The 23,114-nt window shown below is 63.5% G+C and carries 19 protein-coding genes and 1 pseudogene; 10 read left to right on the top strand and 10 right to left on the bottom strand.

From position 1 onward, the window contains the following. Nucleotides 1-17: 17 nt before the first annotated feature. Nucleotides 18-1,523: a glutamine synthetase family protein gene (locus tag EI28_RS00065; protein WP_048111654.1), complete on the bottom strand. Its 1,506-nt coding sequence runs from the start codon at nucleotides 1,521-1,523 to the stop codon at nucleotides 18-20. Nucleotides 1,524-1,717: 194 nt separating this feature from the next. After that, nucleotides 1,718-2,734, bottom strand: coding sequence for a M28 family metallopeptidase (locus EI28_RS00070; protein WP_048111656.1), 1,017 nt, complete (start codon nucleotides 2,732-2,734; stop codon nucleotides 1,718-1,720). Between the two features lie 226 nt (nucleotides 2,735-2,960). Between EI28_RS00070 and EI28_RS00075 the strand changes: the two genes are divergently transcribed. Continuing rightward, nucleotides 2,961-3,392, top strand: coding sequence for a DUF61 family protein (locus EI28_RS00075; RefSeq protein ID WP_048111658.1), 432 nt, complete (start codon nucleotides 2,961-2,963; stop codon nucleotides 3,390-3,392). 408 nt (nucleotides 3,393-3,800) lie between these two features. On the opposite strand, the gene EI28_RS00080 is transcribed toward EI28_RS00075, so the two are convergent. Then, on the bottom strand, nucleotides 3,801-4,400 hold the full coding sequence (locus EI28_RS00080; protein WP_231476491.1) for a hypothetical protein: 600 nt from the start codon (nucleotides 4,398-4,400) through the stop codon (nucleotides 3,801-3,803). Between the two features lie 123 nt (nucleotides 4,401-4,523). Between EI28_RS00080 and EI28_RS00085 the strand changes: the two genes are divergently transcribed. Continuing rightward, nucleotides 4,524-5,207 carry a M48 family metallopeptidase gene (locus tag EI28_RS00085; protein WP_048111662.1) on the top strand — a complete coding sequence of 228 codons (684 nt, stop codon included), beginning with the start codon at nucleotides 4,524-4,526 and terminating at the stop codon, nucleotides 5,205-5,207. A 6-nt stretch (nucleotides 5,208-5,213) separates the two neighbouring features. On the opposite strand, the gene EI28_RS00090 is transcribed toward EI28_RS00085, so the two are convergent. The 6 genes from EI28_RS00090 to EI28_RS00115 form a co-directional block, all read right to left on the bottom strand. Next, nucleotides 5,214-6,752, bottom strand: coding sequence for a PAS domain-containing protein (locus tag EI28_RS00090; protein ID WP_048111664.1), 1,539 nt, complete (start codon nucleotides 6,750-6,752; stop codon nucleotides 5,214-5,216). 158 nt (nucleotides 6,753-6,910) lie between these two features. Then, nucleotides 6,911-7,585: a small multi-drug export protein gene (locus EI28_RS00095; protein WP_048111666.1), complete on the bottom strand. Its 675-nt coding sequence runs from the start codon at nucleotides 7,583-7,585 to the stop codon at nucleotides 6,911-6,913. Nucleotides 7,586-7,632: 47 nt separating this feature from the next. Continuing rightward, on the bottom strand, nucleotides 7,633-8,082 hold the full coding sequence (locus tag EI28_RS00100) for an adenylyltransferase/cytidyltransferase family protein (protein WP_048111667.1): 450 nt from the start codon (nucleotides 8,080-8,082) through the stop codon (nucleotides 7,633-7,635). Beyond that, nucleotides 8,079-8,450, bottom strand: coding sequence for a Mov34/MPN/PAD-1 family protein (locus EI28_RS00105; protein ID WP_048111668.1), 372 nt, complete (start codon nucleotides 8,448-8,450; stop codon nucleotides 8,079-8,081). The genes EI28_RS00100 and EI28_RS00105 overlap by 4 nt, the downstream gene beginning before the upstream one ends. 93 nt (nucleotides 8,451-8,543) lie before the next feature. Further along, a complete protein-coding gene (locus EI28_RS00110; protein WP_231476492.1) occupies nucleotides 8,544-9,479 on the bottom strand; it encodes a fasciclin domain-containing protein in 936 nt (311 codons plus the stop codon). A 204-nt stretch (nucleotides 9,480-9,683) separates the two neighbouring features. Then, on the bottom strand, nucleotides 9,684-11,108 hold the full coding sequence (locus EI28_RS00115; protein ID WP_048111670.1) for a dihydropteroate synthase-like protein: 1,425 nt from the start codon (nucleotides 11,106-11,108) through the stop codon (nucleotides 9,684-9,686). A 43-nt stretch (nucleotides 11,109-11,151) separates the two neighbouring features. Here EI28_RS00115 and EI28_RS00120 point away from each other — a divergent pair. The 8 genes and pseudogenes from EI28_RS00120 (at nucleotide 11,152) to EI28_RS00155 (ending at nucleotide 21,316) form a co-directional block, all read left to right on the top strand. After that, nucleotides 11,152-11,816 (top strand): annotated as a pseudogene (locus tag EI28_RS00120) (CehA/McbA family metallohydrolase). Beyond that, on the top strand, nucleotides 11,813-12,625 hold the full coding sequence (gene truA, locus EI28_RS00125) for a tRNA pseudouridine(38-40) synthase TruA (protein WP_048111671.1): 813 nt from the start codon (nucleotides 11,813-11,815) through the stop codon (nucleotides 12,623-12,625). The pseudogene EI28_RS00120 and the gene truA overlap by 4 nt, the downstream one beginning before the upstream one ends. Nucleotides 12,626-13,043: 418 nt before the next feature. Then, complete coding sequence (locus EI28_RS00130) at nucleotides 13,044-14,198, top strand: glycosyltransferase family 2 protein (RefSeq protein WP_231476493.1); 1,155 nt, start codon at nucleotides 13,044-13,046, stop codon at nucleotides 14,196-14,198. Nucleotides 14,199-14,236: 38 nt separating this feature from the next. Next, nucleotides 14,237-15,316 (top strand): non-hydrolyzing UDP-N-acetylglucosamine 2-epimerase, encoded by a 1,080-nt coding sequence (wecB, locus tag EI28_RS00135; RefSeq protein ID WP_048111672.1) that lies wholly within the window; start codon nucleotides 14,237-14,239, stop codon nucleotides 15,314-15,316. 19 nt (nucleotides 15,317-15,335) lie between these two features. Then, nucleotides 15,336-16,709 (top strand): nucleotide sugar dehydrogenase, encoded by a 1,374-nt coding sequence (locus EI28_RS00140; protein ID WP_048111673.1) that lies wholly within the window; start codon nucleotides 15,336-15,338, stop codon nucleotides 16,707-16,709. A 79-nt stretch (nucleotides 16,710-16,788) separates the two neighbouring features. Then, nucleotides 16,789-17,997, top strand: a complete 1,209-nt coding sequence (locus tag EI28_RS00145) for a glycosyltransferase family 4 protein (protein WP_048111674.1) — start codon at nucleotides 16,789-16,791, stop codon at nucleotides 17,995-17,997. Beyond that, nucleotides 17,982-19,172: a prenyltransferase/squalene oxidase repeat-containing protein gene (locus EI28_RS00150; protein ID WP_048111675.1), complete on the top strand. Its 1,191-nt coding sequence runs from the start codon at nucleotides 17,982-17,984 to the stop codon at nucleotides 19,170-19,172. The genes EI28_RS00145 and EI28_RS00150 overlap by 16 nt, the downstream gene beginning before the upstream one ends. Then, a complete protein-coding gene (locus tag EI28_RS00155; RefSeq protein ID WP_048111676.1) occupies nucleotides 19,169-21,316 on the top strand; it encodes a bi-domain-containing oxidoreductase in 2,148 nt (715 codons plus the stop codon). Before EI28_RS00150 ends, EI28_RS00155 begins: the two co-directional genes overlap by 4 nt. Before the next feature lie 897 nt (nucleotides 21,317-22,213). On the opposite strand, the gene EI28_RS00160 is transcribed toward EI28_RS00155, so the two are convergent. Further along, nucleotides 22,214-23,114 (bottom strand): radical SAM protein (locus EI28_RS00160; RefSeq protein ID WP_048111682.1); only part of this gene is annotated, 901 nt, incomplete at its 5' end.

Below are 23,114 nucleotides of genomic sequence, written 5' to 3' on the forward strand. Positions count from 1 at the left end.
AAAGTATTCGCAGGTTCTTACGCTACGTGGAGGAACTCTTCAACCAGTTCCCGGATCGCGTCGTTGTTGCCGTAAAGCCTCTCGCTCAGCCCCCGGTCGTCGAACGCCTTCAGAGTGGCGATCCGGCTCTCGATCATGCCCGCCGGGAAGACCCCGTTCTCCTCGAAGATCGCCCGCTTCGCCTCGAGCGCTTCGGCGGACTCGACGCAGGAAGCAGGAAGCTGCCGGAACTCAGCGAGCCGCTCCTTGAACTCGGGACGGAATATATTCCCGCTGACGTAGAGGTTTTCGGCCGCCTCGAGCGCGCCGGGCATCTCGATTCCGCGCAGCGCCGCCACGATGAGGGCGGAGACGATCAGGTAGGGATCGGCCGAACCGTCGGCGACCCGGTACTCGAACGTCTGCTTCGATGGGCGGTCCGCCGTAAGACCGTTCTCACCGGGGTTGGCGTCACGAGTCATGCTGTCGGCGCCGATCCAGCCGAGAGGCACCCGGACGACGACCGAGCGGTTGCGGTCGCCCCAGCAGACCGTCGTCGGCGCTTCCTGGTGGGGAACCAGACGGAGGTAGGAGGTCGGGATGGTGTTCCCGAAGGCCGTCAGGGCGTCGGAGGCGTCAAGGATACCGGCGATCATCTTCCGGGCGAGCGGGCTCAGTCTGCCCTCCTCGACCAGCAGGTTCCTGCCGTCCTTCTCGACGAGCATGTGAAAGTGCAGCCCGCTTCCCGCCTTGCCGACGGTGATCTTCGGGGCGAAGCTGATCTCGACGCCGTACTGGTTGCCGAGCATCCGCAGAACCCACTTCGCGACGATCAACTGCTCGACCGCCTGCTCCACCGGCATCGGCAGGAACTCGATCTCGTGCTGCTCGTAGTAGGTGTCGTCGTTATAGAAGCACCCGACCTCGGAATGGCCGTACTTGATCCTGCCGCCGGCGCGGGCGACGAGGAGCATCGCCTCGTCCCGCAGGTCCGCGAACTTGACGAAGGGTTCGGCCGAGTGGTAGCCTTTCTGGTCGCGGCCGGGGTAGAGGTCGTCCCGCGGGCTGATGACGTAGTACTCGAGCTCGCCGAGAGCCTTGAAGGTGCATCCGGTCCGGCGAGTGAACTCCTCGTCCGCCTTGCGAAGCACATACTCGGGCGCGCTCTCGAGAGGTTTCCCGTCGCTGTCGTAGAACGAGCAGAGGAACTCGAGCGTCGGCACCTCGGCAAAGGGGCTCACGAACGCCGTGCGGTAGCGGGGAATGACGTAGAGGTCGCTGCTCCCCGCCTCGATGAACGAGAAGAGGTTGCTGCCGTCGACGCGCTCGCCGTCCGAGAGGATGGTGTCGAGGTGTCCCCTTGAAGAGATAACGAAATTGAGGGTCTTGAGTTTGCCGTCCTCAGCGGCGTAACGGAAGTTGACCATCTCAATTCCGTTCTCCTCACAAAACCGTATGATATCCTCTTTCGTAAAATCGGCCGGATCCTTCTTGAGAAAACGTACCAGCTCGTTGGGGTTCATCAGGATCTCAGAATCTTTCATATTTCTTTAACGTTGGCTTCGACCGTATAAAAATGAGTGTTTTCCTCTCCGCATCCGGTCCGGCGAGGGCATCGTGCTCCCGGATACAGGGGGGTTTCTCCGGATCGGAGACGAGAGTGCCCTTCCGGGGGTGAAACCGGCACCGCGATCATCCCGCCTCCCTGCGCCAACGGATAGCGGCTCCGTTCCGATCGTCAATCCGCCCCGTCCAGCCTTCCGGAGAGGTCCCACACCGCCATCGGGGCCTTCGGGATGGCGGCACCGGCCCCCTCGTCCCGGAACCCGGCCACCTCCGCGAGCACCGAGAGGCCCAGTTGAGCGTTCCTCTTCGCATACCCTAACGACACACGGTCGACGGTGTCATCCGGGGTATGGGCCGGGCCGTGCTCCTCGCAGTGGGTCGTCACGGCCGGATAGCCCCGTTCCCGGAAGGATATGTGGTCCGAGGTGCAGGAATGGATGTTCTCGGTCAGGGCGAAGTTCGTGCCGTAGAGTGTGTTATGGTCCGCCATGAGTGCCGCGATACCTGCCGATCGCTCGTCGTAGACGATGTCGAGGACCGAACGGTTAAGAGGATCGTAGCAGGACGAGTCGTAGTTGAGGTAGAGCGCGACCGGAACCGCCGCATCGGCGGCGTAGTCGATGCTGCCGAGCCGCCCGACCTCTTCGGCGTTCCAGAACGCGAACTGCACCGTCCGGTTAAACGAGTGACCGCTCATCACCCGGGCGAGTTCCAGGACGATCGCGACGCCGCAGCCGTTGTCGGTAGCCCCCGGCGCGCGGGTAAGATCCGTCGACGTGCTGTCGTAGTGCGCCCCCACCATCACGACACCGTCGGAGGCTTCGACGCTCCCCGGGAGCGTGGCGACGATATTGTTGAGTTCGCCGTCCATGGACTTCACCTCGAGCCCGGGGATGGCGGCAAGCCTCGCGGAGAGGTACGCACCCGCCTCCCGGTTCCCGTCGGTGCCGTATGCCCGGGTCGAGAAGTTCTGCAGGTCGTGGGTCGTGTCCCGGAGTTCGGACTCATCGATCTCTGCGAGCATCGCGGCGATCCCGGGGTCGTACTCTCCCCCGGGCGTGCCGGTGGCGGCTGCCGGGGCGGCTGCAAGAAGGACCGCTACGCCGGCGAGCAGCAGAACATAGAGAGGCCCCCCGGGGGCGCGGGCATGCCGTCGAGTGTAGTTCCAGTGCGCTGAATCCCGTTCCATGTATGATCACGCAGAAGGCACCGAAAGGAGGGGTCGAGATATATACTTTCCGCCGGGAGATGAGAGCGTTATGATCCGATAAGGGGGGACATTCGGACCCGGATCGGCGAATTTGCGCCCGGGGTCCCGGATAGGGAGACGTACCAGCCGGGGCCAGATATATATCGCACGGCAACGAGATCAGTCTCTCAACCCGGCCAGGAGAAAAATCGCCACAGGAGCGGATATGCCCGACCGACCATCAGCAAGCGACGAGTCGACCCTCTTACGATGGATGCGGCTTGAGATCGGCAGGATCAACGACGGCGTCGTTTCGGAGCGAAAGCGCCTCTCCCGTCTCCTCGCGGAAGAGCACCCGTCGTCCGTCACGAAGGGCGGCAACCGGCACGACTTCGACCGGGACGTCCTCCTCCGCCTCGAGCAGGTTCTGCCGGGCGAGTTGCAGCGGCGGCTCCGGCTCCCGATCCTCTTCTACTTCGACTCCACGGTCCCGGACAGTTTCTTCCTCGCGGACGAGGCCGCCGTGCAGGCCCTCCAGGGTCTCGGGGAGATCAGTAGCCTCAGGAGGATGCAGGGCGGGAGGCTCTGGATCGCAAAACCCCTCGTCTACGCCGTCATGAACAGGTACCCGACGGTCATGCAGATTGTAATGGGGTAGGGGAACGATCCCCCACGGAGAACAGGATGAACATCTCCCCGGCACCCGACAGGGTACCCGCCGCCTGATGGCCGACGATGGAATACGCAGCCGGTGAGGCGCTCGCCGGCATATCGCCCGCATACCGGGCCCCGTCGATCGGCGAGACCGCGGGAGACGGCCGATCCTGTGTTCCAACGACGATACAGGCTAGTAACCCGCCGACAACCAGTGCCTGAATGGCGACGGTCAATATTGTGGCCATCTTTTGCTGGGAGATTCTATCACCCCGCGTGCCGGTAGCGGGGACCTTATTTATATTTTACTGATTTTATTTTTACGAATAATATTCGTTGACCTGCATACATCTTCGGGGTAACGGGGGACGGCAACCGGGCAACCGGCGGCCCGGGCGGTGCACGCACGGCGTCAGCCGGAACGGCCCGGAGACTGGCCGGAATCGCTCTTCTTCGCGACCGTCCGCCGGAACCGCTCAAGCACCGGGCGGGTGACTTCGTCCATCTGCCGGTCGAAGTAATCCACCCATTCCGCGACGAGGGCGAGTTGCTCCTGCTGCACGGAGAGCCGCTCCTCGAGGTCGTCGACGGCCTTCCGGAGCCGGTCGGCCTCCTCGACCCCCATTTCACGCTCCCGCTCGAGTTCCTCGACCAGACGCACGATTCGGCGTTCCTGCCGGGCCAGCGTATCCCGCATCACCTGAAGCTCGATCACCACCTCGGGCGGAAGCGGGGCGGCGTCCCGGTCGAACTCTTCTGCCGGTTCTTCCGGCGCGGCCGACTTCCTGCCGGATTTGACCTCTTCGGCGATCTCATCGGGCGAGAGTCCTCTCCCGGAGAGCTCCGCGAGTTCCCGGACGATCTTCACCGCCTTCTGCGGGAAGAGCCGGGCCCGCCCGATCGTCCGGTAGGTGAAAAGACTATCGTATGTCTGGATGAGTGCCCGGACATCCTGCTCCGAAAGCCCGGTGAGGTGCGCAATATCACCGATCTTCAATTCCTTCTCGTGCATGCTGCCGTCCTCCGCACCCGCCCGCTTCATGGGACGGGAGCCCTACGTAACTCTTTGTCGGCATCAGGTATAGGTACGTGCCGGATCACGTTTTTTTTCTGCCGGCGTCCCAGTACTGGTATCATGAACCGGGGAGAGAAGGAGAGCGTCGCGGATGGAACGACCGTCGTTTTGAAGGCGGTGCGGTCCGCCCGCCTCCAGGTGCGGCCGGACGGAACCCTCCGCGTGGTCGCCCCCCCGTCGTTCGACGTCGAGGGGTTCCTGCAACGCAACGCGGCCTGGATCGAGAAGCGGCGCCGGGAACTCGACCGGCTGGCTGCCGAAGGGCGCGGGCGGGAGGAGATGCTTCTCCTGCACGGGCGATTTTGCCGCGTGGTTTCGGGCGCGCGGTTCGCGGTCGACGAGGACTCGGGTACCGTCGCCTCCCCGTCCGTCCCCGCTCTCCGGAGAGGGCTCTCCCGGATGCTGAAAGAGGAAGTCCGCGACCGGCTGAAGGCCTGCCCCGACCTCGCCGGCCGGTGGCAGGGGCGGATCGCGGTGAAGATGCAGAAGACGCGGTGGGGGAGCTGCTCGGCGCTCGGCAACGTAAACGTCAACCTGCGCGTCGTAGCCCTCCCGGAGACGCTGCGGGAGTACGTCGTCGTCCACGAGGCCGCCCACCTCCGCGAGCAGAACCACTCGAAACGGTTCTGGCGTCTCGTCGGCGATCATTACCCCGATTACCGGGCGGCGGAAGCCGAACTGCGCCGCTACTGGATCATCCTCGAGCGGAACGGGGTGTGGGGGACGCTCGCGGATACACGGTGAGAGGTATCAGGAGTACTTCCGCCAGAACATGGAGAGTCTCCTCGACTCGCCCCACCGTTCGTCGAGCTGGTCGATGATCCCGTTGATCCGCTGCACCTGCTGGCGGATCTTCTCCGTCGTCTCGATATCGTCGAGCAGTTCGGCCCGCCCCATGATCGCCTGGAGCGGGTTCCTTATATGGTCGGCAAGGAGAGCGAACTGCTCCATGTTCCGATCGATCTGAGCGTAGGCTTTCGATTTCAGGTCTTCGACCTCCCTCTGGGCGGTGACGTCTCTCGCAACGGTGACGACCCTCACGACCTCGCCGTGCTCGAAGATCGGGATCCGCATCTCCCGCAGAATCATGATCCGGTCGCCCGTCTTAAGAGACCGTTCCGACGTCAGCGGCCGGCCGGTCCGGATGACCCGCTCGTAGAGCTGACGCGTCGCAGGAGGGAAGAACGGCACGACGGAGAAGAGATCCTTTCCGACGACGTTTGTTTCGAGCCCGAGGTCTTCGCACCAGGCGACGAAGGCGTCGTTCGCGAGAAGGAGGGTGAGACGGGTATCGACGACGGTGACGGTGTCGGTGATGGCGTCGAGAACGATCTGGTAGAGGCCCTCCGACGCCCGGAAGACGTACTCGGACTGCTTCCGGTCGATCGCGCCCGCGATGATATGGACGGCCGCAGAAAGAAGCGCCACATCCTCTTCCGCAAAACAGGCCTCGTCGCCGTCCATATCAAACCCGAAAAAGCCGACGGGCGCTCCGTTCAGCCGGAGCGGGATCATCAGGATCACGGTAGCGCCGTGCCGCCTCAGGAACTCGCGTTCTATTCTATCCGGCCGCCCGTCCCCGGACGCCCCGTTCACGATCACGGTCTCGCCTTCGAGAACCCGCACGGCCCACCGGGGCGGATCGCCCTTGAAGAGGTTGCGGGACTCGCCCCGCAGCGGGGCCTGCCCCGCCCGGCACCATTCGTGCGTCGTCCCGAGAAGTGTCCGGAGATCGTTGAAGAGAGCGAGATAGACCCTGCATGCCCCGCATGCACGGCCGAGATCCTCGAGCGAGTCGTCGATCGCCGGATCGATCTCTGCCGTGTCCATGAACCGGGCGGGCATCGCCGCGACGGCCCGCTCCAGGCTGCTGCGGCGACCGGGTGCATCGTTGACCTCGATGCAGGAGAGGAGAAGCCAGACGTCGGCGGTTCCGGGGTCGCGGACGGTGCTGAGCGATATTCGGGAGGGGAACGAGGATGCATCCCTCCGCCGGGCGGCAACCGTCCCGGTCCACCCTCCGGCAGAGAGAGCACGGTCGATGCAGTCCCGCCCCTCTTCGGCGGAGAGCCAGAGACGGGTCACCGGTTTTCCGACCACCTCTGAGAGGTCGTAGCCCCACATGGCAAGCAGGGAAGGGTTGGCAAAAGCGATGCTCCCCTGCCGATCAGCGATGCAGAGCCCGGAGAGCGAGGTCTCGATCACCTGCTGCAGCATCGCAGCGGTGACGTCGGGCGTCGTCTCGGGGGTCCTGCCGGCCTCCAGGCGGCTCGTCGTATTAGAATCCATATAGAGAACGTCCCGGGCGACCGATCAGAGCCGCCCTGGCCGTCCCGGGGAGCACCGGCATGCGACCTCCCCGGATGACCAGGATGATTAATCCCCGGGCCTGGTATTATAACTTTTCGTTTGCGCCGCACCGATCCCTCCCCGCAAAAACACCGGGATCAGACGCCGGTTTCAGCCCTTCGCGAATAACTCCGGTAGGTCACGAGAAGTGCGGCGCCGATCAGGAGGAAGACGGCAAGCGAGACCCAGAACCCGGCTCCCGGCGGGATGAGGTTCACGACGTAATCGATGCCGAGGGCGATGGCAAAACTGCCGATGAAGCCGCCGATGGCGATGCAGGAGATGACCTCCGTCTTCGTCATCCCGAGCATTCTCCCGACGACGGAACCGACGATGCTTCCCGACCCATCGAAGGGGAGAGCCACGAAAGCAATGAGGCCGACGAAGTAGAGCCGTTCAAGCCATGGCCGCCGGTCGAGGAACGTCCTGCCTGCTTGCGTGAACCGGCTGACCCGGGGGCCGATGTGGGGGACGCGCAGGACCAGCGGGAAGTTCCAGGCCATAAAAAGCCCGCCGGCGAAGTCCAGGAACGCCAGGGCGAACGCGGCCAGCCACCACGGAACCCCGCAGAGGATGCAGACCGGGATGATCGTCTCCCGGCCGAGCGGCGGGACGATGTAGGCGACCATCATTCCGAAGAGCAGGAGCCACTGCTCCGCCGGAAGGAAGAACCATACGACGGCCAGGAAGAGCCCGCAGAGCAGGAACGGAACCGAGACCTTCAGCCAGCTCGTCGTATCGTCGTCATCGCCCCACACATCGATCTGCCGCATGAACCGCCGTCACCTGCGGGTATTTCCCGCGCTTTCCGGGGGCCGGGTCACTCCTCACCGTGATATCCGGTGGAATCCGGGGGGGCCCGGGTATTCAGGATACGTTCGATGATCTTCGACGAACTGGCAAGCGAGCCGGGATATCCGGGTATCCGGACGACGTCCGCGTCGAGCCCGCGCTCCCGGAGCTTCTGCCGGAGGTGCTCCTCGTCGAAATGCTGGTTAAACCCGAGCGTGATGATGTCGGGCCGGATCTCCGCTATCGGCCTGAACATGTCACGGAGGTCGCCGAGGAGCGCGTGGTCTACCGGCTTTAACGCCCGGACCATCCGGAGCCGCTGGTCTTCCGGGAGGATCGGTTTCGGCTTATGCTTCACGTTCGCGTCCCGCGCCACGATCACGGAGAGTTCGTCGCCGAGGTTCCGGGACTCCTCGAGATAGTAGAGGTGTCCGGGATGGAGGATATCGAACGTCCCCGTCGCGACCACGCGGATCACTCGACCACCTCGAGACGTGTCGCGCTGCCGTCCGCCCGGTAGCACCGCCAGTCCCTCTTCCCGTAGGGGTAGCCGACGATGATGTGGTACCGCCCCACCGAGGGGAAGAACCTGAGATCCGCCGTCGACGGGGAGAGAACGCCGTTCGGATGGCTGTGGGCGCTGCCGGCCTGGTGGGTGTCCAGCGGGAGCATATCGACGAAGAACGAGGCGCTCTCTTCCCCGACGATGGTGCCGGGCACCAGGTCGAGGTCCCGGATAACGCCGTCCTGCTCCCGCAGCACGGCAACGAATTCGTTCGGGTGATGTTCCCGCCCAAGTTCGAAGAGCATCGAAAGCAGATCCCTGCTGATCCCGCATATGGCCATTCTACTGAATGGTAGGGGAGGAGGAAACATAAGCCCTCGCGTCGGGCATGCATGCCCGGACCTGCGGAGGGGTCTTGAGAAAAATGGGATCGGTTAAGGGATGACCCGTTGCTCTTCATCCGGGGCTGCCGGGGTCACGTTCTCAACCACGGTCGCGTTCTCCGCAGGGGTCGCGTTCTCCGCAGGGGTCACGTTCTCCGGCGGCAGGAGATCCGGCGGCACGAGAACCGTGTCGATGATATGGACGATGCCGTTCTCGGCCGCAAGGTCGGAGGCGACGATGGTGCCGTTCTCTACCGTGAGATTGCCGTCGGCCGCGCTGACGTTGAGGCTGTCTCCGGTGAGGGCCTCAAGAACCGTCTCGTTCCCGGTGACGTTCGTCTCTTCCATCAGGTCTTCTTCGGTGTAGTTCCCCCTCACCACATGGTGCATGAGCAGGGAATCAAGCATCTCCGTGTCGTTTAAAAGCGCAGTACGGGTCTCGTTATCGAGTGCCTCGAAAGCGGCATCGTCCGGAGCAAAGACCGTGTACGGCCCGCCGGCGCCAAGCACCGTCTGTGCGAGCCCGGCCTTCCCGACCGCATCCGCAAAGGAAGTCAGGTTCTCGTCCCCGGCGATCAGGTCGGCCAGCGTCATGTTCCCCGGCTCCTCCCCGGTTTCATTCCCGTTCTCCTCGACCATCATCCCCTCCGGGACGACGATCACGACTCCCTGCATGGGCGTACGCCGCGTCGAGGCGTTGAGCGTACAGCCGTACGGATAGGTTCCCGTATCGGCAAACGTGTAGTTGAACGTCTCGTTCTGCTCGATCGGCCCGGAGTCGAAGACCCCGCCCGTGCTGGTGACGGTATGGCTCACCTCATCGTAATTCGTCCAGGTTACCGCTGTATTGCCCTCGACCGTGAGCGAGGCGGGGATGTACTCCCCGCCGCGTATATCGACGTCGGCGGTCGCCGCGAGAACCGGCAGGGCAACGAGTCCGATGACCAGGACGGCTGCGAGCCCGAGTATGGTTGAATTCATTCTCATGCAGTCTCACCACATTTACGTGTCCTGGCAGGGAGAACAGCCGGGACCATTCCGGAATCGAACCGGAACGGTTCGGCACCGCTCGCCGCTGCCACGGGCAGGAAAATAACTGCACAATTATATAAGTATTGTTATAAATTTCGGAGATCGGCATCCCGGCCGTCCCTGCCCCGCCTCGCATGAGGATCTGCGGGAGCAGGCTGCTCAGAACGGTCCGTCCTGTTCGAAGCTCCTCTTCATCCTGATGGCGAGTTCCGCCTTGAAGAGTTCCTTCCCGAGGTAGGCGGCGTGATCGAGCCGGGAGAGGCTTGCGTTTGCAAGAAGCGTGTAAAAGACGTCTTCCCACCGCTTCCCCCGCACGGCACGGCCTTTATGGACCGCAACGATCCGGTCCCCCTCGATACCGATACGGATGCACCCCAGGGGATCGTAGACGATCTCGTCGGGCATGGGAAGCGCATCCTCGACGCTCCCGTACTCCAGCGGCGGTTCCCGCCGCCGTCGCTTCTCCTTCAGGATCAGGAGATCGAGCCCAAGGTCCTTGGGGTACGGGCGATCGGTCGTGAGGGCCATCATCTCGGTTGCCCGCCGCATCTCCGCGACCGACCCTCGCGTCTTGTCGCTGTGCTCGCTCGTGAAGACGACCGCAGCCCCGACCTCGTGCGCCATCCCCGCAAGCAGGGCGTTCGCCCCGGGGGAGTCGGCATCCAGCAGTTCCACGACGTTGCCCGCCCCGAAGAAGAGCGGGCGGGGGGCACCGGCGAACCCGGCAAGCGAGTCCGTCAGCCCGGAACCCGCCGGCTGGAGGAGGGGATCGGCGATCAGGCAGCGGATCCCGGCCTCCTCCGCGGCGGCAAGGTTCTCTTCAAGCGACCGCTCGCACGGCACCACGACCGCCGCCGCTCCGGCATCCGCGACCGCCCCCCCGACGGCGGGGATATTCCCCTCGTGCAGGGAGAGCACCAGGTCGGCGCGGGAGAGCGCCGCCGCGATGAGGTCGGGGTCCTGCGTATCGACGGCGAGAGGCCCCTCGATATCCGCGAGGGCCGAAAAGCACCGCTCGACGTCGGCGGGAGCCGCATCGAACCCGAACCCCAGGTCGACGATATCGGCTCCGTCGGCAAAGAACCGCCGGACGTCGGCGAGGAGATCGTCGCGCTTGTGCGCATCCATGATCTCCGCGAGCACCTTCATCCTCGAATCCCCGCCGATCTTCACGCCGCGGACGATGAAGTCCGCCTCCGCCTCCGCTTCCCGGAGCGCCACCTGCCGGCAGGCCTCCTCGCGACGCTTCTCTGCGAGGAACTCGTCGGCGGGGACGGTCTTGGAGAGCCGGACGGTATCAAGCATCGAGAGAACCAGCGGGAGATCGGCCGCATGCCGCGGGCCGCGGTAGACCGGGACGCCGGTCTCGCGCTCGACGTCGGCAAACGACGCGGTGCACATCCCGGAGACGATCGCCATATTGTAGTTGCCGCCGGCAAGCAATCGCCGGAGTTCTCCGGGGGCAAGAAACGATGCAATTTCGCCGGTAACCACCACGTCTATCTCATAGCGGTCGCTAAATCGCCGGGCCGCCGACTTCACGATGCCGACCGTTGCCGATCCGGTCGGGAGGAGAATGTGCATACACTTCACTTATTATTCTGAGGATGACAAATAATCTGATCTCATGCTACGGTGCGATCTGCATGTCCACACCAGGTTCTCCAAGGACGGAGAGAGCAGTGTGGAGGAAATACTCCGGCGAGCGGAGGCGGTCGGGCTCGACGCCATCGCGATCACCGATCACGACACAGTGGAGGGCGCCCTCTACGCCCTCGAGTGCGATACCCCCGTGACCGTGATCCCGGGTATCGAGATCTCGACGAAGCAGGGGCATCTCCTCGCACTCGGCGTCACGGAACCCCTCCCGGCGGGTCTCGACTTCTTCGAGACCGTCGCCGTCGCACGTGCCCATGGTGCTCTCCTGATTCTCCCGCACCCATACCACCGCTGGCGCCACGCGTCGGGAGAAGGCTCGCAGCCGGTATCGGCGCGGTGGACGCGGTGGAGGTCTTCAACAGCCGTTACATCACCGGGTCGGCGAACCGGAAAGCCGCAGTCATAGCAAAGAAGTTCGGTAAACCCGGCGTTGCCGGGAGCGACGCCCACAACGCCCGTTACGTCGGGTTCGGAGTCACCTACGTCACGGCCGAGCCGGATGTGGCCTCCATCCTCACCGCGATCCGGGAAGGCCGGACGATGGCGGGCGGGAGAATGACCCCGCTGCACACCTACACCCGCCAGTCCCTCAAGGGCGCCCTCCGTAGAATCCGGCGGACGGTACACCGATGAACCTGGCGTTCCGCTTCTCGTACTTCGGGGACCGGTTCTTCGGTTCGCAGATGCAGCCCGATCTCCGCACCGTGGAGGGCGAGTTCATCGGGGCCTGCAGGCTTCTTCGGCTCTTCGACGACTGGAGGGAGGCGAACTTCGCCACCGCCGGTCGCACCGACCGCGGGGTGCACGCCCGGTCCCAGGTCTGCTCGTTTCTGACCGATAAGCCGGAGCGGGCGATCGAAGCGCTGAACCGGGTGCTCCCGGCGGATATCTGGTGTACGGGGTGGGCCGAGGCTCCGGAAGGGTTTCATCCCCGGTACAGCGCCGTATCGAGGACATACCGCTACTACTTCTCTGCCCCCGGTGATGCCGCCGCCATGCACGAGGCGGCGCAGGAGTTTCTCGGGCGCCACGACTTCTCGGCGTTCGCCCGTGCCGGCGACCGGAACCCCGAGCGGAGGATCCTCGCAGCACGGGTCTTTGCGGACGGGCGGTTCGCCGTATTCGAGGTGACGGGCGAGAGTTTCCTCTGGAACATGGTCAGGTGCATGGCAACGATGCTCGGACGGGTGGGAAGGGGCGAAGCCGGGGCCGGGGAGGTCGCACGGCTTCTTGCCGGGCCGGCGGAGCAAAGAGTCGCTGCAGCTCCTCCCGAGGGGCTGATCCTCTGGGATATCGATTGCGGGATTCCCTTCGCGCCCCTTTCGATCGACGCCAGGAGCAGCCGACATCTGGCCGACCGCCATCGCTACCACGTCCTCATGGCGGAGGTCTCCGCACACCTTGCGCCGGATCACCGGCAGCCCGACACACCCGGAATATAATACCTCCCAATGGGGCACTATGATCCAGAGGGGATCGGGAAACCGACCCCCCTTATTATCGCTGTTTTGAAAGGATCAGGGCGCAGACAGTGGATCTTCCGGAAGCGGTGCGGCAGGGGAAAACAGTCGTTCCGCCCATCATCCGGAGCTATGTCACTTAACCATTCCGAAAAGCATCACCGGGTATAACCGAACATAGCCGGAATCACAGCGTAAGAACTTTTTATCCCCCCCGCCCGGAGGACGGCAGACACCCTCCCCCGGGCCGGAACTTTTAAGTAGTAAGATACGGCTTTGGGGGCGCCACAGTAAACCAAATTTCATTTATTTTTAGCAAAGTTTAGCAGTTAAGTTTAATAATAACCTATTAATATATGCCAGCACAGTCCCGTTTCAGTACGTCAAGAGGGGAAAGTGGATGTACGACAAGGATCCGGTTCGGGCGAGGCCACCCGCTCACCTGGAGGGGTGGTTCGCCGAAGAAACAACTGTGCCGTTGCCGCAGTACCTAGATGCAGAGAGAGACAGATGGATCGAACGACATCTCCCCCGGAACATCGGGCAGGAGAGCGCGACAGGCGTCCCGGCCCTCCGCTGTGAGGTCCAGGAACAGGTCAACCCCCTGAGGACGCCGGCGGCTCCGGGAAACCGGCGAGTGGTGAACGAAACCGCCGAGGCTGCCGCCGTTGTGTCCCGACGGACGAGCAGGATGCGGACGCTTGCGGCGATCCCCTGTTTCGACGAAGAGGTCGCGATCGGTTCCGTCGTCCTGCGAGCCCGGCAGCACGCCGACGAAGTCCTGGTGGTAGACGACGGGTGTACGGACAACACCGTGAAGGTTGCCCGGGACGCAGGGGCGACCGTCATCTCGCACGGAGCCCGGAAGGGGAAAGGACAGGGAATCAAGAGCGCTCTTAAGTATGCAGTCGAACACGACTACGACTGCCTGGTCTTCATGGACGGCGACGGCCAGCACGACCCCGGGGAGATACCCCTCCTGGTCGAACAGATCCGCACCGATACCGCCGACCTCGTCATCGGCTTTCGGACCTTCGACCAGATGCCGTTTTACAGGCGGTTCGGCCGGGCAGTGCTCGATATCGCCTCCAGCACCGGCAGTTCGATAACCGATTCACAGTGCGGCTTTCGGGCGCTGAACAGAAAAACCATGGAATCGATGCTCGGTGCGCTTCGGATGGACGATTTTTCGACGGAATCGGAGATGCTCCGGATCGCCCAGGAGAGGCACCTGCGCATCGGGGAGACACCGATAAACTGCAAATACGGTGATTTCGACACATCCACAAAGAACCCCCTTTCTCACGGGATGGAGGTGCTCGGATCGATATTCTGGCTTGCCGTGGAGAGAAAGCCTCTCCTCCACATCGGCCTGCCCGGGCTTGCCGCGATGTTTGCCGGAGTTTTTTTCTTCCTCCAGTTCCTCAGGGGATTCAGCGAAACCGGCCTCGTCCCGATCGAACAGGGCATGCTTGCATCGCTCTTCCTGATCCCGGGGATCGTCGCACTCATGCTGGGCCTGGCGCTTGCCCTCGTCGCAAGGATGCGGGGGTGAGCTGGAATGAACGCTACGATGCAGAGGAGACGTGAAGAATGATTGGAGTGATACTCGGCACGCGGCCGGAGATCATCAAGATGTCCCCCGTCATCAGGGAGTGCGAACGCCGAGGTATTGACTACTTCCTCCTTCATACCGGGCAGCACTACTCCTACGAGATGGATCGGCTCTTCTTCGAGGAACTCGAACTTCCCGACCCGGACTACAGCCTCGACGTGGGTTCCGGCACCCATGCCGGCCAGACGGCGAAGATCATGACCGGTGTCGAGGACGTCCTCGTAAAGGAGTCGCCCGACGTCGTCCTGGTGCAGGGGGACACGAACACCGTCATGGCCGCGGCTCTCGCGGCATCGAAGTTGCACACGAGGGTGGGGCATATCGAAGCGGGGCTCCGGAGTTTCAATCGCTGGATGCCCGAAGAGATCAACCGGGTGCTCACCGACCATATCTCGGATTACCTCTTCGCCCCGACGGAGAGCGCGAGAGATAACCTTCTCCAGGAGGGGATCGCCGAGCGGAAGATCTGCGTGACCGGCAACACCGTCGTCGATGCGGTCTACCAGAACCTCGGTATAGCAGAGAAAAAGGGCAACGTACTAAAAGAGCTCGACCTCGAGCCCCGTGAATACTTCCTCGTCACCGCTCACCGGCAAGAGAACGTGGACAACCGGACACGCCTCAAAGAGATCTTAAAAGGGCTCGAAGGGGTGCAGAGGGAGTTTTCCCTCCCGGTCGTCTTCCCCGTCCACCCGCGAACCGAGAAACGGATCAAGGAACTGGGAATCGGCGTCGACGGACTGAACCTCACCAAACCCTTCGGGTTCCTGGAGTTCCTGCAGCTTGAGTCGCAGGCGAAACTCGTGCTGACCGATTCCGGCGGCGTCCAGGAAGAGACCTGTGTTCTCGGCATTCCCTGTGCTACGATGCGTTACGACACGGAGCGGCCCGAGACGCTGGACGTCGGATCGAACGTCCTGGTCGGTGCCGACTCAAGAAAAATACTCGAAGCGGTTCGTTCGATAGAATCCTGGAAACCCGGGTGGAAGAACCCTTACGGCGACGGAATCGCCGGAAAAATGATTGTCATGGTCTGTGCCGCCGCACGGCCCCAATGATTGCCCGAGGAGAATGCACATGAAGATCTGTGTACTGGGATTAGGATACATAGGATTGCCGACTGCACTGTTGTTTGCGGCTCACGGAGCGGATGTCATGGGCGTCGACGTGAAACGGAGCGTGGTGGATTGCCTCAATAACGGGAACCTGCCGTTCACAGAACCGGGGCTCGAAGACCTTTACAGCGAGGCCAAAAGCCGGTTCCTCGCCAGCACCGAACCGGAAGCCGCGGACGTGTTTCTGATTGCCGTGCCGACACCCCTGGATCCGGCAACGAAAGTCTCCAACCTCTCCTATGTCAAGAGCGCAGCCGGCATGATCGCCCCCCACCTTCGCGGAGGGAACCTGGTCATCCTCGAATCGACCGTCCCTCCCGGAACCAGCGAACGGGTCGTCATTCCGAGACTCGAGAAGAGCGGTGTTGCCGTCGGAGACTTCCTCTACGCCCACTGCCCCGAGCGGGCGATACCGGGGCGAACCCTGCAGGAGATGACGGGTAACAGCCGCATCATCGGCGGCTACGACCGGGACTCCACCGACCGCGCGACCGCGATCTACCAGACCTTCGTCCGCGGGCAGATATACCAGACCGACACGAGGACGGCGGAATTCGTCAAGTTGATGGAGAACACCTGCCGCGACGTGAACATCGCGCTCGCAAACGAGTTTGCCCAGCTCGCGGAAGAGTGTGGGATCAACGTCTGGGAGGCCATCACCCTCGCAAACAAGCACCCCCGGGTCAGCGTCCTCAACCCCGGCCCGGGTGTCGGAGGGCACTGCATCGCCGTCGATCCCTGGTTCCTGACCGAGAACTCGACCCGGTGCAGGATGGTCTCCACGGCGCGGGAGATCAACGACTCCATGCCGAACTACGTGCTGCGTGTCGCACGCGGCCTGCTCGCCGGCGTCCGGGACCCGACGATCAGCATCCTCGGGGTCGCCTACAAGGGCAACGTCGGCGACACCAGAGAGAGCCCGGCATTCAAATTCATCCAGCTCGCCGGGAACGAAGGGTATGCCATCCGGTGCCACGACCCGTATGCAGCGGAATTCGCGCATCCCCTCATGGATCTCCCGGAAGCGACCGCCGGGAGCGACTGCATCGTCATCCTCACCGATCACGACTGCTTCCGGAAACTCGATCCGGCAACGCTCAGGGTGAGGACGAAACTCGTCATAGATGCCCGGAACATCCTCGACCACGAGAAGTGGGTCGACCAGGGCTTTGCCGTCCGCGTGCTGGGCGACGGTTCTTCGGTGCAGCAGACGGTTCCGGGAGATATCGCGGCCCCGACAGGCCTGTATCCTGCAGGCGCCGCGCGGTCGATTGCATCCTCATCGCTGCCGTCCATATCCCTGCTCTCTCCGAACGGGCGGGAGGGCTTCCTTTAGTCCTCCCGTACACGGTTTCGCAGGGCAGGAACCGTCGACCGGCCTTCCACGACCCCATTCAGAGATCACGAGGAGTTGCATGAAACAGGTATGCATCGTATCACAGCACTTTCCGCCGGAGAAATCGGGAAACGCGTCACGAATACATGACACCGCCGTGCACCTTGCCAGACTCGGGATCGGCGTGACCGTGCTTGCACCGCACCCCACGTTTCCTACCGGCTCGTTCTCCCGTACCTGGAAGCGCTCGGACGTGCAGGAGGTCGACGGGATCCGGGTTGTCCGCCTCTGGACCTGGCAGCCGGGCACCGGCGATCCGGGGTTTGGGAGCAGAATGGCCTACTACCTCTTCTTCCCGATCCACGCCGCACTCTGGCTCCTCTTCACCAGGAGCCGGTTCGACGCAATCATGACGTCGGCGCCGCCGCTCTTCACCGGGATCCCGGGGTACGTCCTGAAACGGACGTCACGGGTAAAGTGGATCCTCGATGTCCGCGACCTCTGGATCGATGCATCCATAGGCCTCGGCTTCCTCCGGGAAGGAAGCCTCTACGAGAGGATGAGCCGGAAGTTCGAGCAGATGTGTCTTGACCGGGCGGATCTCGTCGGGGTCACGACTGAAGAACTCGGGCGGAGGATCTCGTCGCGCTACCGGGTTACCGCTCCCATGGAACTGATGCCGAACGGCGTCAACACCGAGATCTTCCGTCCCGCGAACAACGGGAAGAAGCGGCAGATCATCTACGCCGGGAACGTCGGGCACGCACAGGATCTCGATAAGGTGGCCCTCGCCGTCAAGTCGATGAACGGCACCTACAACCTGAAGTTCGTCATCGTCGGGGACGGCGACACGAAGGAGAACCTTGAAGGGCTGGTGAAGGCGGAGAGCCTGACCGACTCCGTCATCTTCACGGGCACCCTTCCGCGCGAGGAGATCCCGCGGCTGCTCTCCGAATCGCTCGTGGGGGTGGCACCCTTAAAGAGGCTCGCGAACCTCGAATACGCCGCCCCCACCAAGGCCTACGAGTACATGGCCTGCGGGATACCTTTCGTCGGTTGCGGGAACGGCGAGATCGCCCATCTCGCGAAGGAGTCGGGTGCGGGGGTCATCGCCGACAACACGCCGGAGGCGATCGCCGCGACACTCTCGGCGCTTCTCGACGACCCGGAGAAGATGGAGGAGATGGGCCGCCGGGGCCGGGAGTACGTTGCAAAGCACTACGACCGGCGATCGGTCGCCCTGAAACTGAAGCACCATATTGAGAGGATAACATGGACGGGCGCGTAAGATCGCTTCTCTCCCGGGTTGCCGGGGAGGTCCGGGACCTCGCCGTCGTCGACGGCGAGACCGCGTACATCCGCGACCCGGTCTTTGGGGTTATCCGGAACCGCGTGCATGCCGAGGTCGTAAAAGCGATGCTCCGGTCGGGCGGCGACCCTCTCGTGGGCCCGATCCTCGACTACGCCGCAGGATGCCAGAACCCGGACGGGTCCTACAACGAGGTTCACGTGAACTACAACGAGCCGTCGGCCCTGATCACGGCGTTTATCGGCGACGCGCTCCTGGAGGCGGAGGACCGGTATCCGCACGAGGAGGCGCTCCGCAAAGCCCGGGACTATGTCCTCGCCGCCGAGAGGAGCCCGGGATGTTTCCTGAAGTCCCGGGGCTACACCGCCGACCACCTGAACGTCGACGCCTCCTGCGGGGCGTTCCTTGCCCGGTACGCGGAGCGCTACGACGACGAGGAAGCCCGTGCGGCCGCGCTGCGGGCGGCGGAGAACGTCGTCCGCCACCAGCGCCCCGACGGCGTCTACCCCTACGCGGTCGATAAGGGGACCTACCCTTTCGTATTCGACCTCCCCTGCGTGCACTACCAGGGGGTGACGATCTACTACCTCGCAAAGGCAAACGACGTCCTGTGCGACGAGCGGATCGACGAAAGCATCGCAAAGGGCGTGCGATGGCTCGCGGACGCCCAGCGCCCCGACGGGCGGTTCGACTGGTCGAGAAGCGGCCTTTCGTTCGCCTACTACCTCTCCGGGGCGTACGCGTTCGCCCACGCTTCCTTTGTCTACGCCTCGCGGACGGACGACCGTTACCGGGAACACGCCGATCTCTGCCTTGGCCGGCTTGAAAAGGACGTGCGGGGGCTTGCACCCCGGTGGGAACCGGGCTCCTGGCCCGGCCTCGTCCCGTCCGTCGCCACGGCAGCGAAGACGGCGTCGCTCGGGCACTACCCGTTACGGCACCGGGCGTTCCGGTTCGGCTACGGCATGTACCGCGAGATCGCCCGCAGGCGGTACGGCGAAACCGCAGAGACGCGGTCCTTCGAAGCCCTCTGCCGGGTGCTCGGAATCCGGTCGTCGACCGTGGAACCGTCGAATAACTTTCCCGATCTCTTCATGACCTCGGAAGTGCTCGACTGTCTCAGCCAGTCGGGAATCTGGGGGGAATCCACATGAAACAGGTATTGCTCGATCTGCAGTCAGGGTCTATCCAGGTGGAGAACGTTCCCGTTCCCGCCGTAACGAGGGGGGTCGTCGTCGAGAACGCCTACTCCCTCATCAGCGCCGGCACGGAGTCGTCGCTGATCAATCTCGCACAGCAGTCGCTCGTCGGCAAGGCGAAGGCACGCCCCGACGACGTGAGAAAAGTCCTCCAGAAAGTGGGGACGGACGGCCCTCTCTCGGCCTACCGGCAGGCGATGAGCCGTCTTGCAAAACCCGAACCGCTCGGCTACAGCTGTGCGGGCACGGTGGTGACGACGGCATCCGACGAGTTCGAGGTCGGCGACCGCGTCGCCTGCGCCGGAGCAGGGTACGCGGTGCATGCCGAGTACGTCTCGGTTCCAAAGAACCTCTGCGTCAGGATCCCCGACGGTGTCGGCTTTAAGGAAGCGGCGTTCACGACCGTCGGGTCGATCGCGATGCACGGCGTCCGGAACGCCGAAGTCTCGGTGGGCGAAAACGTCGCGGTGATCGGGCTCGGGCTGATCGGGCTTCTCTCAGTGCAGATCCTCAAAGCCGCGGGGTGCCGGGTGATCGGGATCGATATCGACCCCGAAAAACTTGCGCTTGCGGCGGACCTCGGTGCGGACGTCGTCTCGAACTACGACGGCCTCTTCGAGAGGGCGCGGGGGTTATCGCCGTTCGGGGCGGACGCGGTCGTCATCACCGCAGCCACCCGGTCAAGCGCCCCAATCGAGGCCGCCGGCCGCCTGGTCAGGGATAAGGGCAGGGTCGTGGTCGTCGGGAACGTCGGCATGGACGTGCCCCGGGACGTCTTCTACGAGAAGGAGGCGGAGGTCGTCGTCTCCCGCTCCTACGGCCCCGGCCGCTACGACAGAAACTACGAGGAGCGGGGGATCGACTACCCGATCTACGTCCGGTGGACGGAGAAGAGGAACATGGAGGCGTTTCTCGAACTGGTGCGGCAGAAGAAGATTGATCTCGACCGCCTGATCACGCACACCTTCCCGCTCGACGACGCGCCGGGGGCCTACGACCTCATCAATGCCGGAAAGGAGCGGTTCATCGGGGTTCTCCTGCAGTACAGCCCGAACGGTGCGGGTGCCTCCGGCACCGTCGTCAGCCTCGCAAAGCCCGGCGGGAGGGGGCGGAAGGTCCCGGCCGCGGCCCGGTCGCTCGGGTGCATCGGCGCCGGAGTCCACGCCCAGAGCGCCCTCTATCCGCACCTCTCCGCCCTCCCGGTGAACCTCGGGGGGCTTGCGACCGCGACGGGGCTCTCGGCGCAGACGGTCGCGAAGAAGTACGGGTTTGCCTACTGCACCACCGATTACCGCAGGATCCTCGACGACCCCGATATCGACGCGGTGATGATCGCGACGAGAAACGACCTGCACGCGCCGATGGCGATCGAGGCGCTGCACGCCGGAAAAGACGTCTTCGTCGAAAAACCGCTTGCCACCAACATCGACGATCTGCGACGGATCGTCGAGGCCAGAAACGAGTCCGGGCGGCGGCTGGCGGTGGGGTTCAACCGCCGCCACTCCCCGCTTGCAGTGAAGATGAAGGAGTTCTTCGCAAACCGGGCAACCCCCGCCGTCCTGCACTACCGGGTCAATGCGGGGCAGATCCCGCCCGAACACTGGGTGCACGACGACGAGCAGGGCAGCGGGATGCTGATCTCGGAGTGCTGCCACTTCATCGACTTCATGCAGTACGTCACCGGGGCACGGCCGGTCCAGGTCGTTGCCCGGGCGATCGAGCCGACCGGGACCATCCAGAAGTACGACAACTTCCAGGCGACCCTGACCTTCGACGACGGGTCGCTCGGCACCGTCACCTACACGACGCTCGGCGACCGCTCATACCCCAAAGAGACCGTCGAGGTCTTCGCCGGCAACGCTGTCGGGAGGATCACCGACTTCCGCGACCTCGAACTCCGGCGGGAGGGGAAGGCATCGAGGGAGAAGCGGTGGCTCGCCCAGGAGAAGGGGTTTGCCGAGGAACTCCTGGCGTTCGTGAAGGGTGAGGAGCCGGACTTCGCCGGCAACGTCGCGACGACGCTCGCAACGTTCGCGGCATGGGAGTCGATCGACACCGGGGCGGCGCAGGAGATCGATCCCGGGCGGGTGGGGTTGTGATACGTTCCGGGTGCTGAGGGTGGGGCTGATCATTTGCTACTGTCTCAGTCGCGTATGGCTCCGGCGGTAGCCTCTAATCCTCTCTCCACCGCGTAAAGGGATATCTATAGCCCCCACTCGAAGACCTACGGTCTTCTCAAGCTCCGGACGTTCCGTCCGTCGCACCCCGCCCACAAGGGGCAGGGGCAGTCATGGCGATAAGCGATGGTTCGGAGAACCGGAGCTAGAGCACCGAAGAACGACGTTCCTTCAGGATGCGACGGTTCGTCAGAATCGGAGCTGGAGAAACCCGGAAGGGTTTCGGGAACGGAGTTTAAGCACCGGAGGTGCGAAGGTGCGAAGCCGGGGGGAAAAGCCGTGCACGGTTCTTTTCCAGAGTCTCCTCGTATAGTGGACCGTGGGGACTACGCACCTTCGGTGCTCGTGCTCCTGCCCCCGCACCTTGCGGTGCTCAAACTCCGTTCCGGAGGAACGTCGCACCTTCGGCCAGTCGCATATCGCCATGGGGGAGGGGCCGACGGGGAGTGCGATGGTTCGTAGAACCGGAGCTCGACCACCGTCAGGTGGGGAGTGCGATGGTTCGTAGAACCGGAGCTCGACCACCGTCAGGTGGGGAGTGCGATGGTTCGTAGAACCGGAGCTCGACCACCGTCAGGTGGGGAGTGCGAGCGAAGCGAGCTTGAGCACCGGAGGTGCGAAGGGGGCACGCCCCCTCCCCTGTCTCTGCTCCGTCGCGAACATCTGTAGTTCCCCCATACCCACAGGTCGTGAAACCCCGGTGCGACGCTCCACTAACGGGTTCTCATGCTCTCGCTCCTTTGAAACATCGCGCCCACAAAAAACGCCCGGGAGACCCTGGCGCCGGACGGCGGGCTCACAATCGATGAAAAAAAGCGTTTACGAAGAAGAAAGCTGGGTACTTCGGATATACGCCAGCTGCTCACGGATCCGCTCCGGGATCGTGCGGGAATCTTCTGCCGTAACGGCCTCCTTCCACTCCTCCCGGCACGGGCCGTCCAGTCCGTCGAACTCTGTCGTGTCGAAACGGGAGTTGTATCGCTGGATCGCCCCGGTGATCTCGGCATCGCACTTTCCGCAGTTCCGGGCCCAGTCGAGCGACTCGACCGAGTAATTCCAGGGGCTGACGTAGACGTGGGCACGATCCCCGAACCGCTCCCGGCACTGCTGCAGGAGTTCGACGAGCGTCCAGAGCCACGGCGGGCGGTAGAGGTCGTTCTTCCAGAGTTCGTGCACGACGGTGTTCTTCTCGACCGTCGTCACCTCGAGGTCGACGTAGTCGATCCCGCGGGAGATACAGTAGGAGATGGTCTGCAGGATATCGTCTATCGCTTCTCCTTCGGTGAGAAACGGCGGTTTTACGAGGAGGAGCGGTTTTGTCAGCACGCCCATCCCCTGCATCCTCGAATGGAAGTGATCGAAGTTGTTCGCTGAGAACCCCTTGTTGATGCAGAGGTTCATCACCTGCGAGTTTGCGGACTCGAACCCGAACGCCACCTCGAGCTGCCGCCCGTTCAAGGCTTTCTTCATCTTTGCCACGTGCTCGTCGGGGGAATAATCGATCCTCGACTCGACGACCACCTTCTTGATGTTTTTGTAGCCGTCGATGTACGAGCAGATCTTCTCGATGGCGGCAACCGGCATCTCGCGTTCGTTAAAGATATTGCCGTCGTTGTATATCGAGACGATCGGGTAATCCCCGAGATCGACGGCGTCCATCACGTATTCGAACTGCGCGATGTATTCGTCCGCCGACACCTCCCTGCCCCGGGACGTTGCA

Origin of the sequence: Methanoculleus sp. MH98A (assembly GCF_000691865.1) — an archaeon.
GTDB lineage: Archaea > Halobacteriota > Methanomicrobia > Methanomicrobiales > Methanoculleaceae > Methanoculleus.